General features: G+C 63.0%; 14 protein-coding genes. 12 read left to right on the forward strand and 2 right to left on the reverse strand.

The annotated features are described in order from the left end of the window. The first annotated feature begins 414 nt into the window (after nucleotides 1–414). The 12 genes from ccoN (at nucleotide 415) to ACF8GF_RS01135 (ending at nucleotide 12384) form a co-directional block, all read left to right on the forward strand. Nucleotides 415–1857 (forward strand): cytochrome-c oxidase, cbb3-type subunit I, encoded by a 1443-nt coding sequence (ccoN, locus tag ACF8GF_RS01080; protein WP_003254284.1) that lies wholly within the window; start codon nucleotides 415–417, stop codon nucleotides 1855–1857. Next, nucleotides 1857–2465 (forward strand): cytochrome-c oxidase, cbb3-type subunit II, encoded by a 609-nt coding sequence (ccoO, locus tag ACF8GF_RS01085; protein ID WP_003254286.1) that lies wholly within the window; start codon nucleotides 1857–1859, stop codon nucleotides 2463–2465. Before ccoN ends, ccoO begins: the two co-directional genes overlap by 1 nt. A 5-nt stretch (nucleotides 2466–2470) precedes the next feature. Further along, a complete protein-coding gene (locus ACF8GF_RS01090) occupies nucleotides 2471–2662 on the forward strand; it encodes a CcoQ/FixQ family Cbb3-type cytochrome c oxidase assembly chaperone (protein ID WP_003254287.1) in 192 nt (63 codons plus the stop codon). Beyond that, entirely contained in the window at nucleotides 2659–3636 is a 978-nt protein-coding gene (ccoP, locus tag ACF8GF_RS01095) for a cytochrome-c oxidase, cbb3-type subunit III (protein ID WP_392487748.1), read from the forward strand. The genes ACF8GF_RS01090 and ccoP overlap by 4 nt, the downstream gene beginning before the upstream one ends. Before the next feature lie 296 nt (nucleotides 3637–3932). Further along, nucleotides 3933–5348: a cytochrome c oxidase accessory protein CcoG gene (gene ccoG / locus ACF8GF_RS01100; protein ID WP_176685180.1), complete on the forward strand. Its 1416-nt coding sequence runs from the start codon at nucleotides 3933–3935 to the stop codon at nucleotides 5346–5348. 15 nt (nucleotides 5349–5363) lie between these two features. Continuing rightward, complete coding sequence (locus ACF8GF_RS01105) at nucleotides 5364–5894, forward strand: FixH family protein (protein WP_176685179.1); 531 nt, start codon at nucleotides 5364–5366, stop codon at nucleotides 5892–5894. A 136-nt stretch (nucleotides 5895–6030) separates the two neighbouring features. Further along, nucleotides 6031–8505: a heavy metal translocating P-type ATPase gene (locus ACF8GF_RS01110; RefSeq protein WP_392461874.1), complete on the forward strand. Its 2475-nt coding sequence runs from the start codon at nucleotides 6031–6033 to the stop codon at nucleotides 8503–8505. Next, complete coding sequence (gene ccoS, locus ACF8GF_RS01115) at nucleotides 8484–8699, forward strand: cbb3-type cytochrome oxidase assembly protein CcoS (RefSeq protein WP_176685177.1); 216 nt, start codon at nucleotides 8484–8486, stop codon at nucleotides 8697–8699. Before ACF8GF_RS01110 ends, ccoS begins: the two co-directional genes overlap by 22 nt. Beyond that, nucleotides 8692–9372: a sulfite exporter TauE/SafE family protein gene (locus tag ACF8GF_RS01120; protein WP_176685176.1), complete on the forward strand. Its 681-nt coding sequence runs from the start codon at nucleotides 8692–8694 to the stop codon at nucleotides 9370–9372. Before ccoS ends, ACF8GF_RS01120 begins: the two co-directional genes overlap by 8 nt. Before the next feature lie 105 nt (nucleotides 9373–9477). Beyond that, complete coding sequence (gene hemN / locus ACF8GF_RS01125; protein WP_176685175.1) at nucleotides 9478–10860, forward strand: oxygen-independent coproporphyrinogen III oxidase; 1383 nt, start codon at nucleotides 9478–9480, stop codon at nucleotides 10858–10860. A 186-nt stretch (nucleotides 10861–11046) separates the two neighbouring features. Continuing rightward, nucleotides 11047–11781: a Crp/Fnr family transcriptional regulator FnrA gene (gene fnrA, locus ACF8GF_RS01130; RefSeq protein ID WP_003254301.1), complete on the forward strand. Its 735-nt coding sequence runs from the start codon at nucleotides 11047–11049 to the stop codon at nucleotides 11779–11781. Between the two features lie 54 nt (nucleotides 11782–11835). Continuing rightward, nucleotides 11836–12384, forward strand: coding sequence for an adenine phosphoribosyltransferase (locus tag ACF8GF_RS01135; RefSeq protein ID WP_009683910.1), 549 nt, complete (start codon nucleotides 11836–11838; stop codon nucleotides 12382–12384). A gap of 118 nt (nucleotides 12385–12502) precedes the next feature. Here ACF8GF_RS01135 and recR read toward each other — a convergent pair whose 3' ends face one another. Together recR and ACF8GF_RS01145 are read right to left on the reverse strand one after the other, a co-directional pair. Beyond that, a complete protein-coding gene (gene recR / locus ACF8GF_RS01140) occupies nucleotides 12503–13105 on the reverse strand; it encodes a recombination mediator RecR (RefSeq protein WP_003254304.1) in 603 nt (200 codons plus the stop codon). Between the two features lie 357 nt (nucleotides 13106–13462). Beyond that, nucleotides 13463–13798, reverse strand: coding sequence for a YbaB/EbfC family nucleoid-associated protein (locus ACF8GF_RS01145; RefSeq protein ID WP_003254305.1), 336 nt, complete (start codon nucleotides 13796–13798; stop codon nucleotides 13463–13465). Nucleotides 13799–13813 lie beyond the last annotated feature (15 nt).

Genomic DNA, 13813 nt, shown 5'->3' on the forward strand with positions numbered 1-13813 from the left:
ACCCCCGCCCCATCACCCCCCAAACCTTACACCCCCCGCCCCACATAACCCTCAAGCCTTGCACTCCCCCGCCCCACTACCAGCCTCAGTCCCCTTCCCTTGCACCCCCACCGAACACAACTAAGCTTGTTGCCTCAGTGGGCTTCGCTCCGAAAGGACCGGAGCAGACGCGGCGCATGGCCTGTCGCCGCCCCAGAAAAAGCCTGACCGATCGATCAGAAAAAGGTGAAAAACGGTACACATTACAAATATTTATTTGTGTACAATCGCCCAGACCCGATCCCTGCGGGACATCGGTGAACGGGTCTGGACACGGGTCGGCGTACCAAAGTTGCGTTGCGGTAACCTTGCCGGTTATCAATACTGGCGCCGATTTTTCGACCAACAAGAACATCAAAACCGTGGAACCTTAGAATGAGCACAGCAATCAGTCCGACTGCTTATAACTATAAGGTCGTCCGCCAGTTCGCCATCATGACGGTGGTCTGGGGGATCCTTGGCATGGGCCTCGGCGTCTTCATCGCCTCGCAGCTGGTGTGGCCGCAGCTGAACCTGGACCTTCCCTGGACCAGCTTCGGCCGCCTGCGCCCGCTGCACACCAACCTGGTGATCTTCGCCTTCGGGGGCTGTGCGCTGTTCGGCACCAGCTACTACGTGGTGCAGCGCACCTGCCAGACCCGGCTGATCTCCGACAGCATGGCCGCCTTCACCTTCTGGGGTTGGCAAGCCGTGATCGTCGGCGCGCTGATCACCCTGCCGATGGGCTACACCACCACCAAGGAATACGCCGAGCTCGAGTGGCCGCTGGCGATCCTGCTGGCCATCGTCTGGGTTACCTACGGCCTGGTGTTCTTCGGCACCATCGTCAAGCGCAAGACCAAGCACATCTATGTCGGCAACTGGTTCTACGGCGCCTTCATCGTGGTGACTGCGATGTTGCACATCGTCAACCACATCTCGCTGCCGGTGAGCCTGTTCAAGTCGTACTCGGCCTACTCCGGCGCCACCGACGCGATGATCCAGTGGTGGTACGGCCACAACGCCGTGGGCTTCTTCCTCACCACCGGTTTCCTGGGGATGATGTATTACTTCGTGCCCAAGCAGGCCGAGCGACCGATCTACTCGTATCGCTTGTCGATCGTGCACTTCTGGGCACTGATCACCCTGTACATCTGGGCCGGCCCGCATCACCTGCACTACACCGCCCTGCCTGACTGGGCGCAGTCGCTGGGCATGGTAATGTCGATCATCCTGCTGGCGCCAAGCTGGGGCGGCATGATCAACGGCATGATGACCCTGTCGGGCGCCTGGCACAAACTGCGCACCGACCCGATCCTGCGCTTCCTGGTGGTGTCGCTGGCGTTCTACGGCATGTCCACCTTCGAAGGCCCGATGATGGCCATCAAAACCGTGAACTCACTGTCGCACTACACCGACTGGACCATCGGCCACGTCCACGCCGGCGCCCTCGGCTGGGTGGCAATGATTTCGATCGGCGCCGTGTACCACATGATCCCGAAACTCTACGGCCGCGAGCAGATGCACAGCATCGGCCTGATCAATGCGCACTTCTGGCTGGCCACCATCGGCACCGTGCTGTATATCGCCTCGATGTGGGTCAACGGCATCACCCAGGGCCTGATGTGGCGCGCCATCAACGATGACGGCACCCTCACCTACTCCTTCGTGGAAGCCCTGCAGGCCAGCCACCCCGGCTACATCGTCCGCGCCCTGGGCGGTGCGTTCTTCGCCAGCGGCATGCTGCTGATGGCCTACAACGTGTTCCGTACCGTACGTGCCGCCAACCCGGCACAGGCTGAAGAGGCCGCCAAGATCGTCGTTGTGGGAGCGCACTGATGAAGCATGAAGCCGTCGAGAAGAACATAGGCCTGCTGGCCTTCTTCATGGTCATCGCCGTGAGCGTCGGTGGCCTGACCCAGATCGTCCCGCTGTTTTTCCAGGACGTCACCAACAAGCCGGTCGAGGGCATGAAGCCGCGCACCGCGCTGGAGCTGGAAGGCCGTGATATCTACATCCGCGAAGGCTGCGTGGGCTGCCACTCGCAGATGATCCGCCCGTTCCGTGCCGAAACCGAGCGTTACGGCCATTACTCGGTAGCCGGTGAGAGCGTGTGGGACCATCCGTTCCTGTGGGGTTCCAAGCGCACCGGGCCGGACCTGGCCCGCGTCGGTGGCCGCTACTCCGATGACTGGCACCGTGCGCACCTGTACAACCCGCGCAACGTGGTACCGGAATCGAAGATGCCGTCCTACCCGTGGCTGGTCGAGAACAAGCTCGACGGCAAAGACACCGCGAAGAAGATGGAAGTGCTGCGCACACTCGGCACCCCGTACACCGACGCGGACATTGCCGGCGCACGTGACGCGGTCAAGGGCAAGACCGAAATGGACGCCATCGTCGCGTACCTGCAGGGTCTTGGCACCATCATCAAGAGCAAACGGTGACGCTGATGGATATCGGGATGATTCGCGGCCTGGGCACCGTCGTGGTGATGGTGGCCTTCGTGGGCCTGGCACTGTGGGTATTCAACCCACGGCGTAAAAAGGACTTCGACGAAGCGACCCAACTGCCCTTCGCGGATGACCCCGAGGCCACTCGGCACGTCGAGCAAGCAAAAGCTTCTGGGAGCAAACAACAATGACAACCTTCTGGAGTCTGTACGTTACCGTCCTGACCCTGGGCACCATCTTCTCGTTGACCTGGCTGCTGCTGTCGACCCGCAAGGGCCAGCGCGAAGAGGTTACCGACGAAACCGTCGGGCATGCCTTCGATGGCATCGAGGAATACGACAACCCGCTGCCGCAATGGTGGTTCTGGCTGTTCGTCGGCACCATCATCTTCGCCCTCGGCTATCTGGTGCTGTACCCGGGCCTGGGCAACTGGAAAGGCGTCCTGCCGGGCTATTCATACCTGGATAACGACAAGCGGACCGAGTTTTCCAACGGCCAGCCGGGCTGGACCGGCGTGCACGAGTGGGAAAAGGAAATGGCCAAGGCCGACGCCCGCTTCGGGCCGACTTTCGCCAAGTTCGCAGCCATGCCCATCGAGGAGGTGGCCAAGGACCCACAGGCATTGAAAATGGGCGCGCGGCTGTTCGCCTCCAACTGCTCGGTGTGCCACGGTTCCGACGCCAAGGGCGCCTTCGGCTTCCCCAACCTCACCGACAATGACTGGCGCTGGGGTGGCGAGCCGGAAACCATCAAGACCAGCATCATGGGTGGTCGCCATGGCGTGATGCCGGCCTGGGCCGAAGTGATCGGTGACCAGGGAGTGGCCGATGTGGCTGCATTCGTGGTCAGCAAACTCGATGGCCGCACACTGCCTGAGGGCGCGAAAGCCGATGTCGAGAACGGGCAGAAGATCTTTGCTGCCAACTGCGTGGCCTGCCACGGCCCGGAAGGCAAAGGTACGCCCGCCATGGGTGCACCGAACCTGACCCACCCGCAGGCGTTCATCTACGGTTCGAGCTTTGCCCAATTGCAGCAGACCATTCGTTATGGTCGCCAGGGGCAGATGCCGGCCCAGGAGCAGCTGCAGGGCAACGACAAGGTGCACTTGCTGGCGGCTTATGTTTACAGCCTGTCGCACCAGGCTGAACCGGCCAAGGCTGAGTAAGGCAGGCCTGGCCTCTTCGCGGGTAAACCCGCTCCTACACAGGATCCTTGTAGGAGCAGGTTTACCCGCGAAGAGGCCGGTACTGGCACAGCATTTCTCGCAGGCAAGTGACCTGGATCAATTGACACCCGCCATAACACGTTTCATACCACGAACCCAACGCGACTAAAGGTCGCAGTGCGAACCCATACTGCCATCAGCGGCGTATCATGGTCCGCAGAGCGCTAGCAGATTGCGCGAGACTGCGGCCCGCACGCACTGGCCGCGGCGTTTCTCCACTGCCGTGGGACTTGATGATGAGCAAGCAAATTCCGGTACATGATGTAACCCCGCCCGCCAACAAAGGGAAGGATTCCGTCGACCTCTATGCCTCCCGCGAAAAAATCTACACTCGCGCCTTCACCGGCCTGTTCCGTCGCCTGCGCATGGTCGGTGGTGCCGCACTGTTCCTGCTGTACTTCGGCACCGTGTGGCTGAACTGGGGCGGTCACCAGGCCGTGTGGTGGAACCTGCCCGAGCGCAAGTTCTACATCTTCGGCGCCACCATCTGGCCGCAAGACTTCATCCTGCTCTCGGGCATTCTCATCGTCGCCGCCTTCGGCCTGTTCTTCATCACGGTGTTCGCCGGCCGGGTGTGGTGCGGCTACACCTGCCCGCAAAGCGTGTGGACCTGGATTTTCATGTGGTGCGAAAAGGTCACCGAGGGTGACCGCAACCAGCGCATGAAGCTCGACAAAGCCCCCATGAGCGGCAACAAGTTCCTGCGCAAATTCGCCAAGCACAGCCTGTGGCTGCTGATCGGCTTTGTCACCGGCATGACCTTTGTCGGCTACTTCTCGCCGATCCGTGAACTGGTGATCGAATTCTTCACGGGCCAGGCCGATGGCTGGGCCTACTTCTGGGTCGGTTTCTTCACCCTCGCCACTTACGGCAACGCCGGCTGGCTGCGCGAACAGGTGTGCGTGTACATGTGCCCCTATGCACGCTTCCAGAGCGTGATGTTCGACAAGGACACGCTGATCGTGTCCTACGACCCACGCCGCGGCGAAACCCGCGGGCCACGAAAAAAAGACGCTGACTACAAGGCCCAAGGCTTGGGTGACTGCATCGACTGCACCATGTGCGTGCAGGTCTGCCCTACCGGCATCGATATCCGTGACGGCCTGCAGATCGAGTGCATCGGCTGCGCCGCCTGTATCGATGCCTGCGACAGCATCATGGACAAGATGAACTACCCCAAAGGGCTGATCAGCTACACCACCGAACACAACCTGTCCGGGCAGAAGACCCACATGCTGCGCCCGCGCCTGATCGGCTATGCCGTGGTACTGCTGGTGATGATGGTCGGGCTGGCGACGGCCTTCGCTACCCGTTCGCTGGTCGGCTTCGACGTCAGCAAAGACCGCGTGCTGTACCGCGAAAACGCACAGGGGCGGATCGAGAACGTGTATAGCCTGAAGGTGATGAACAAGGACCAGCGCGATCACGTCTACGTGCTGGACGCCGCCGGCCTGCCGGACCTCAAGCTCGAAGGCCAACGCGAAATCCGCGTGGCAGCCGGTGATATCGTCAGCCTTCCCGTGCAGCTGTCGGTCGCCCCCGAGAAACTGCCATCGACCACCAACGAAATCACCTTCATCCTCAAGAGCGCCGACGACAGTGACGCCCAGGTTGAAGCCAAGAGCCGTTTCATCGGCCCACAGATCCGCTAAGAGAGATAACGCACAATGCCTGCCGCCACCGCCGCCAGCCCCTGGTACAAACACCTCTGGCCCTGGATCATCATCGGCATCCTTACCACCTCGGTGTGCCTGAGCCTGACCATGGTCAGCATCGCTGTGCACAACCCGGACAACCTGGTGAACGACAACTACTACGAGGCCGGCAAGGGCATCAACCGCTCGCTGGACCGCGAGCTGCTGGCGCAGCAGCTGGGCCTGAAAGCCAGCGTGCATCTGGACGAACTGACCGGCGAAGCAGACCTGCGCCTGACCGGTAACAGCGACCCGCAAAGCCTGGAGCTGAACCTGATTTCGCCAACCCAGCCAGAGAAGGACCGCAAGGTGCTACTGAGCCGGGTCGAAGCAGGGCGCTATGTGGGGCAGTTGGAAGACAAGGTCGACGGGCGCCGCTTTGTCGAACTGCTGGGTAGCGAAGGGGGCCAGGTGTGGCGCTTGTTCGAAGAGGAAAAAGTGGCGCATGGTGTGACCTTGCAGTTGGGTGATGAGGCACTGCAAGGCGCCGAACACCAACAGTAGCAATACCGCAAATCCCTGTGGGAGCGGGCACGCCCGCGAATGCGATAGCTCAGGCAAAGGTATTTCCAGGTCTGACGCATTCGCGGGCGCGCCCGCTCCCACAGGGTTTCCTATCTGCCTGAGCAGTGTCTGCCCTATGACCCAACCCACCCCCTGCTACCACTGCGCCCTGCCCGTCCCCACCGGCAGCCGCTTCACCGCCGTGGTCCTCGGCCAGCCCCGGCAGTTCTGCTGCCCAGGCTGTCAGGCGGTGGCCGAGTCGATCGTCGCTGGAGGCCTGGAACATTACTACCAGCACCGTAGCGACAACAGCGCCAACCCCGAAGCCCTGCCCAAGCAACTGCAGGACGAACTGGCCCTCTACGACCGCAGCGACGTGCAACAAACCTTCGTCCGCCACCAGGGCGAGCTGGCCGAAACCACCTTGCTTGTCGAGGGCATCAGTTGCGCCGCCTGCGGCTGGCTGATCGAAAAGCACTTGCGCAACCTGCCCGGTGTCGCCGAAGCGCGCCTGAATCTGTCCAATCACCGCCTGCTGCTGAACTGGGACGACAACCAGCTACCGCTGTCGCGCCTGCTCACCGAGCTACGACAGATCGGCTACGCCGCCCATCCCTATCAGCCCGACCAGGCTACCGAACAGCTGGCCCGGGAGAACCGTAGCGCCTTGCGCCGCCTGGGCGTGGCCGGGCTGCTGTGGTTCCAGGCGATGATGGCAACCATGGCCACCTGGCCGGAGTTCAACATCGACCTGTCGCCCGAACTGCACACCATTCTGCGCTGGGTGGCACTGTTCCTCACCATCCCCATCGTGTTCTACAGCTGCGCGCCGTTCTTCAAAGGCGCGGCACGCGACCTGCGCACCCGCCACCTGACCATGGACGTTTCAGTGTCGCTGGCCATTGGCCTGGCCTTCGGCGCTGGCATCTGGACGGCCATCACCGGCAGCGGCGAGCTGTATTTCGACACCGTGGGCATGTTTGCCCTGTTTCTCCTCACCGGCCGCTACCTGGAACGCCGAGCCCGAGAACGCACGGCTGCGGCCACTGCCCAGCTGGTCAACCTGCTGCCGGCCTCATGCCTGCGCCTGGACGCCATCGGCCGCAGCGAGCGCATCCTCCTTGGCGAACTGCGCTGCGGTGACACCGTGCAAGTGCTGCCAGGCGCGGTAATCCCGGCCGACGGGCGTATAGTAGAAGGCCGCTCCAGCGTCGACGAATCACTGCTGACCGGCGAATACCTGCCACAACCCCGCCAGGTGGGCGAGCGGGTCACCGGCGGCACGTTGAATGTCGAAAGCACCCTGAACGTGGAAGTCGAAGCCCTCGGTCACGATTCACGGTTGTCGGCCATCGTCCGCCTGCTGGAGCGTGCACAGACCGAAAAACCGCGCCTGGCGGAAATTGCCGACCGTGCCTCGCAGTGGTTCCTGCTGTTTTCGCTGCTGGCCGCCGTTGCCATCGGCCTGTGGTGGTGGCACCTGGACCCGACGCGGGCGTTCTGGATCGTGCTGGCGATGCTGGTGGCGACCTGCCCCTGTGCGCTGTCGCTGGCCACGCCAACTGCGCTTACGGCCGCCACCGGCACCTTGCACAAGCTCGGCCTGCTGGTGACCCGCGGCCATGTGCTGGAAGGCCTGAACCAGATCGACACGGTAATCTTCGACAAGACCGGCACACTGACCGAGGGCCGCCTGACCTTGCGCAGCATTCGCCCGCTCGGCAACCAGGCAGCCGACCGCTGCCTGGCTCTTGCCGCCGCGTTGGAAAACCGCTCCGAACACCCCATCGCCCGCGCCTTCGGCCGTACCGCCACGCCTGCCGATGATGTGCAGACCGTACCTGGCCTGGGCCTGGAAGGGCTGGTGGACGGGCAGCGCCTGCGCATTGGTCAGGCCACCTTCGTCTGCGCCTTGAGCGGCGCGCAGATCCCCGCCGTGCCGGAGCCTCGCGGCCAATGGCTGCTGCTGGGCGACCGCCAGGGGCCATTGGCCTGGTTTGGCCTGGACGACCGTCTGCGCGACGATGCCCCTGCCCTGCTCGCTGCCTGCAAGGCACGTGGCTGGCGCACGCTGCTGCTGTCGGGCGACAGCTCGCCGATGGTTGCCGAAGTGGCCGCACAACTGGGCATCGACCAGGCCATTGGCGGCCTGCGGCCAGACGACAAGCTTGACCGGCTGAAAGCCCTGCAGGCACAGGGGCGCAAGGTGCTGATGCTTGGCGACGGTGTCAACGATGTGCCGGTGCTGGCCGCTGCCGACATCAGCATCGCCATGGGTAGCGCCACCGACCTTGCCAAGACCAGCGCCGATGCCGTACTGCTGTCCAACCGCCTGCAAGCGCTGGTGCAGGCCTTCGACCTGGCCCGTCGAACGCGGCGCAACATCCTCGAGAACCTGCTGTGGGCGACCCTGTATAATGGCCTGATGTTGCCGTTTGCCGCGCTCGGCTGGATCACGCCGGTGTGGGCCGCCATCGGCATGTCGGTCAGCTCGCTGATCGTGGTGCTCAATGCCCTGCGCCTGACCCGTATGCCAGTGGCCTTGGGCCCGCTGCCCCACGAAGCCCCTTTATCCGGGAGGAAGTCGCCATGCCCGCCCTCTATGTCATGATTCCGGCAGCCCTGCTGCTGGTCGGCGTGGCCGTGTACATCTTCTTCTGGGCGGTAGACAGCGGCCAGTACGACGACCTTGAAGGCCCCGCCCACAGCATCCTGTTCGACGATCAGGACCCGCGCCACCAGGCGGCCGTGAAGCCCGACGACGCCCCAACCGACACCGACAAGGAACCACCTCCACGTGCCTGACCTGCTTCCCCTTGGCTCGGCGCTGGTCCTTGGCCTGCTGGGTGGCGGCCACTGCCTGGGCATGTGTGGCGGCCTGATGGGGGCCCTGACCCTGGCAATACCGCCCGAACAACGTGGCAGGCGCCTGCGCCTGCTGCTGGCCTACAACCTCGGGCGCGTTCTCAGTTATGCCTGCGCCGGCCTGCTGCTGGGCCTGGCAGGCTGGGCCGTGGCCAGCAGCCCGGCAGCGCTGGCGCTGCGGGTGGCTGCGGCGCTGCTGCTGATTGCCATGGGCCTGTACCTGGCCGGCTGGTGGAGCGGGCTGACCCGCATCGAGGCGCTTGGCCGCGGGTTGTGGCGGCATATCCAGCCGCTGACGTCGCGCTTGCTGCCGGTGTCCAGCCTGCCCCGGGCATTGCTGCTGGGCGCCCTATGGGGCTGGTTGCCGTGCGGGCTGGTGTACAGCACCCTGCTGTGGGCGGCCAGCCAGGGCAATGCCGGCTACAGCGCAGCGTTGATGCTGGCGTTCGGGGTGGGCACCTGGCCGGTGTTGCTGGCAACCGGGCTGGCTGCCGAACGGGTAAACGCCCTGTTGCGGCGACGCAGTGTGCGCGTGGCGGGTGGTGTGCTGGTGATGCTATTCGGTGTCTGGACCCTGCCAGGCCCACACCAGCACTGGCTGATGGGGCATTGACGGGGGCTGCAAGGCAGCCCCAATGCCCTTGATACAAATCAACACAGTTTCCTACAGACGGCCATAGACTCCGGTGCACTGCTGCTCTTTCCGGGGACTACCCTCATGCTCGACGAACTACGTTGGGATACCGACCTGATCCGCCGCTACGATCTCGCCGGGCCACGCTACACCTCTTACCCAACCGCCGTGCAACTGCACAGCGAGGTGGGTTCGTTCGACCTGCTCAACGCCCTGCGCGAGAGCCGACGGGCCGTGCGCCCGCTGTCGCTGTACGTGCATGTGCCGTTCTGCGCCAACATCTGCTACTACTGCGCCTGCAACAAGGTCATCACCAAGGACCGCGCGCGCGCCGCGCCCTACCTGCAGCGCCTGGAGCAGGAAATCCAGTTGATCGCCTGCCACCTGGACCCTAAACAACGTGTGGAACAGCTGCATTTTGGCGGCGGCACACCAACCTTCCTCAGCCATGTGGAACTGCGCCAGCTGATGGCCACCCTGCGCCAGCACTTCCACCTGCTGGACGACGATTCCGGCGACTACGGCATCGAGATCGACCCCCGCGAAGCCGACTGGTCGACCATGGGCCTGCTTCGCGAACTGGGCTTCAACCGCGTCAGCCTGGGCGTGCAGGACCTCGACCCGGCCGTGCAGCGGGCGATCAACCGCCTGCAGAGCCTGGAGCAGACCCGCACCCTGATCGAGGCTGCCCGCACGCTACAGTTTCGCTCGGTCAACCTCGACCTGATCTACGGCCTGCCCAAGCAAACCCCGGAAGGCTTCGCCCGCACCGTCGAAGAGGTGATCCGCCTGCAGCCCGACCGCCTGTCGGTGTTCAACTATGCCCATCTTCCAGAGCGCTTCATGCCGCAACGGCGCATCGACAGCAACGACCTGCCCAGCGCCGCCGCCAAGCTGGAGATGCTGCACGCCACCATCGACCAACTGACCGCCGCCGGTTACCGCTACATCGGCATGGACCATTTCGCCCTGCCCGACGACGAACTGGCCATTGCCCAGGAAGAAGGCACCTTGCAGCGCAACTTCCAGGGCTACACCACCCACGGGCATTGCGACCTGATTGGCCTGGGCGTGTCGGCGATCAGCCAGATCGGCGACCTGTACTGCCAGAACAGCAGTGACCTCAGCACCTATCAGGACAGCCTGTCCAACGCCCAACTGGCCACCCAGCGCGGCTTGCTGTGCAACCACGACGATCGCATACGCCGGGCGGTGATCCAGCAACTGATCTGCCATTTCGAGCTGGATTTCGAACCCATCGAACAGGCTTTCACCCTGGATTTTCGCGGTTACTTCAACGACCTCTGGCCCGAGCTGCTGACCTTGCAGCGCGACGGCCTGATCAGCCTGGACGACAAGGGCATTCGCATCCTGCCCGCCGGCCGGCTGCTGGCGCGCTCGGTATGCATGGTGTTCGACGCCTACCTGACGATGCACAACCGCCAGCGCTTCTCGCGAGTGATCTGAAAAACAAGGCGTTCAACCGCATGGACAAGCTTCCTTGTCAGGCACACTATGAGCACACATGGACTCCCGGCAGGCCGCCTGCCGGGGTTTCGCCAGCGCGCACCATCATCGCGCACACTGGCCTACACCCTGTGTCGTGAGTTACCCTTACGACTTATGTGTGCTTTCCCACAAGGATCGATTCAAATGTCCGAGCCAGTCAAACTGCGCCCACACAACCAGGCCCATTGCAAGGATTGCAGCCTGGCCCCCCTGTGCCTGCCTCTTTCGCTGAACCTGGAAGACATGGACGCACTGGATGAAATCGTCAAACGCGGGCGGCCGCTCAAGAAAGGCGAGTTTCTGTTCCGCCAGGGTGACAGTTTTGGCTCGGTCTACGCAGTACGGTCCGGGGCCCTGAAAACCTTCAGCCTCAGCGACAGCGGCGAAGAGCAGATCACGGGCTTTCACCTGCCCAGCGAGCTGGTCGGCCTGTCGGGCATGGATACCGAGGCCTACCCGGTATCGGCCCAGGCTCAGGAAACCACTTCGGTGTGTGAAATCCCCTTCGAGCGGCTGGACGAGCTGTCGGTGCAACTGCCACAGCTACGCCGCCAGCTGATGCGGGTAATGAGCCGCGAAATCCGCGACGACCAGCAAATGATGCTGCTGCTGTCGAAAAAGACCGCCGACGAGCGCATTGCCACCTTCCTGGTCAACCTGTCGGCGCGCTTCCGCGCCCGCGGCTATTCGGCCAATCAGTTCCGCCTGAGCATGTCGCGCAACGAAATCGGCAACTACCTTGGCCTGGCGGTAGAAACCGTGTCGCGGGTGTTCACCCGCTTCCAGCAGAACGGCCTGCTGCGCGCCGAGGGCAAGGAAGTGCACATCCTCGACCCGATCCAGCTGTGCGCGCTGGCCGGTGGTGCAATCGAGGCCTGAGGCCACGTTTAGCGGGTATACTTGGGCATTCGTTTTCCCAGGATACCCGCAACAATGCACAGCGACGCCTTCGACCTCAAAGCCCTGATCCGCCCGGTAGTGGACTTCCCCAAACCGGGTGTGATCTTCCGCGACATTACCCCGTTATTCCAGTCGCCACGCGGGCTGCGCTATGTGGCCGACCAGTTCATCGAGCGCTATGTCGAGGCGGAATTCAGCCACATCGGCGCCATGGACGCGCGGGGCTTCCTGATCGGCTCGATCATTGCCCACCAGTTGAACAAGCCGCTGATCCTGTTCCGCAAGCAGGGCAAGCTGCCGGCTGACGTGCTGAGCGAGGGTTACCAGACCGAGTACGGCGAGGCCTTCCTGGAAGTGCATGCCGACAGTCTGTGTGAAGGCGATTCGGTGTTGATCTTCGATGACCTGATTGCTACTGGCGGCACGCTGCTGGCGGCGGCCAACCTGGTACGTCGTACCGGGGCGCAGGTGTTCGAGGCGGCGGCGATCATCGACCTGCCGGAACTGGACGGCTCGCGTCGGTTGCAGGCGGCCGGGGTGCCTACCTTCTGCCTGACCGAGTTTTCCCTCAGCGAGTACTGAGTGGGCTTTTGGGGCTGCTTTGCAGCCCATTCACGGGTAAACCCGCTCCTACAAAGGCCGCGCATTTTTTGTAGGCGCGGGTTTACCCGTGAATGGGCCGCCAAGCGGCCCCAATGAATCAGAGCGAAATGGGCCGGCGCCCTGCAAAGGCATGGGCCAAGGTACCGCCGTCCACCATCTCCAGCTCACCGCCCAGCGGCACACCATGGGCAATGCGAGACGCCACCAAGCCCTTCTCGCTCAGCAACTGGGCAATGTAATGCGCCGTCGCCTCCCCCTCCACCGTCGGGTTGGTCGCCAGGATCACCTCGGTAAAAGTGCCCTGCTCTTCGATCCGCGCCATCAGCTGCGGAATACCGATCGCCTCAGGCCCCAGGCCATCCAGCGGCGACAGGTGCCCCTTGAGCACGAAGTAACGGCCACGGTAGCCAGTCTGCTCCACCGCATACACATCGGTCGGCCCCTCGACCACGCACAGCTGTGTGTCGTCACGGCGCGGGTCGGCGCACTGCGGGCACAGCTCCTGCTCGGTGAGGGTGCGACACTGGCGGCAATGCCCTACCCCTTCCATGGCCTGGGTCAAGGCCTGAGCCAGGCGCAGCCCGCCACTGCGGTCGCGCTCGAGCAGTTGCAGGGCCATGCGCTGGGCGGTTTTCTGGCCAACGCCTGGCAAGATGCGCAGGCCATCGATCAGTTGGCGGATGAGGGGGCTGAAGCTCATGGGAAAGGCCTGACAATTCAATAAGAGGCGGTTTATACCCAGCGGGGGCGGTGGCGTCAAATCAGGTCACCCCAAGTCTACGCGGCCTGCAGTTTTATGAGAGCAACTGCCTTGCACAAAACTGGAAAGCTAGTGTGATCACTGTGGGAGCGGGCATGCCCGCGAAGCAGGCTGCACAGTGGATGGCACGGGCTTCGCCCGTGTTCGCGGGCATGCCCGCTCCCACAGTGATCGTGCAAAATTTCAAAGTTCGAGCACAACAGTTGCACCCGACATAAAAAAGCAGACCGCAGTTGGGTGAAATCTACGCAAAAAAACGCCGCTGATATCAGCGGCGTTTTTGAGTACCTCAATGCCTTAGAACGGCATCTTGAAGCCCGGCGGCAGCTGCATGCCGGCGGTCATGCCGCCCATCTTTTCCTGGCTGCTTTGCTCAACCTTGCGCACTGCGTCGTTCAGCGCAGCGGCAATAAGGTCTTCCAGTACTTCCTTGTCGTCTTCATCAGTCGACATCAGGCTCTGGTCGATGCTGACGCGCTTGACGTCGTGACGACCGGTCATCACCACGCTCACCAGGCCGCCACCGGACTGGCCAGTGACTTCGGCGTTGGCCAGTTCTTCCTGCATCTTCTGCATTTTTTCCTGCATCTGCTGGGCCTGCTTCATCAGGCCGGCCATGCCACCTTTCATCATGGGGTATACCTCGAT

This window comes from Pseudomonas sp. yb_5, from assembly GCF_043103865.1.
Taxonomy (GTDB): domain Bacteria; phylum Pseudomonadota; class Gammaproteobacteria; order Pseudomonadales; family Pseudomonadaceae; genus Aquipseudomonas; species Aquipseudomonas putida_Y.

Excerpts from the sequence above, each read along its gene's own strand:
- ccoN (WP_003254284.1), top strand. The coding sequence starts at position 415 with ATGAGCACAGCAATCAGTCCGACTGCTTATAACTATAAGGTCGTCCGC.
- ccoO (WP_003254286.1), top strand. The coding sequence starts at position 1,857 with ATGAAGCATGAAGCCGTCGAGAAGAACATAGGCCTGCTGGCCTTCTTC.
- ACF8GF_RS01090 (WP_003254287.1), top strand. The coding sequence starts at position 2,471 with ATGGATATCGGGATGATTCGCGGCCTGGGCACCGTCGTGGTGATGGTG.
- ccoP (WP_392487748.1), top strand. The coding sequence starts at position 2,659 with ATGACAACCTTCTGGAGTCTGTACGTTACCGTCCTGACCCTGGGCACC.
- ccoG (WP_176685180.1), top strand. The coding sequence starts at position 3,933 with ATGAGCAAGCAAATTCCGGTACATGATGTAACCCCGCCCGCCAACAAA.
- ACF8GF_RS01105 (WP_176685179.1), top strand. The coding sequence starts at position 5,364 with ATGCCTGCCGCCACCGCCGCCAGCCCCTGGTACAAACACCTCTGGCCC.
- ACF8GF_RS01110 (WP_392461874.1), top strand. The coding sequence starts at position 6,031 with ATGACCCAACCCACCCCCTGCTACCACTGCGCCCTGCCCGTCCCCACC.
- ccoS (WP_176685177.1), top strand. The coding sequence starts at position 8,484 with ATGCCCGCCCTCTATGTCATGATTCCGGCAGCCCTGCTGCTGGTCGGC.
- hemN (WP_176685175.1), top strand. The coding sequence starts at position 9,478 with ATGCTCGACGAACTACGTTGGGATACCGACCTGATCCGCCGCTACGAT.
- fnrA (WP_003254301.1), top strand. The coding sequence starts at position 11,047 with ATGTCCGAGCCAGTCAAACTGCGCCCACACAACCAGGCCCATTGCAAG.
- ACF8GF_RS01135 (WP_009683910.1), top strand. The coding sequence starts at position 11,836 with ATGCACAGCGACGCCTTCGACCTCAAAGCCCTGATCCGCCCGGTAGTG.
- recR (WP_003254304.1), bottom strand. The coding sequence starts at position 13,105 with ATGAGCTTCAGCCCCCTCATCCGCCAACTGATCGATGGCCTGCGCATC.
- ACF8GF_RS01145 (WP_003254305.1), bottom strand. The coding sequence starts at position 13,798 with ATGATGAAAGGTGGCATGGCCGGCCTGATGAAGCAGGCCCAGCAGATG.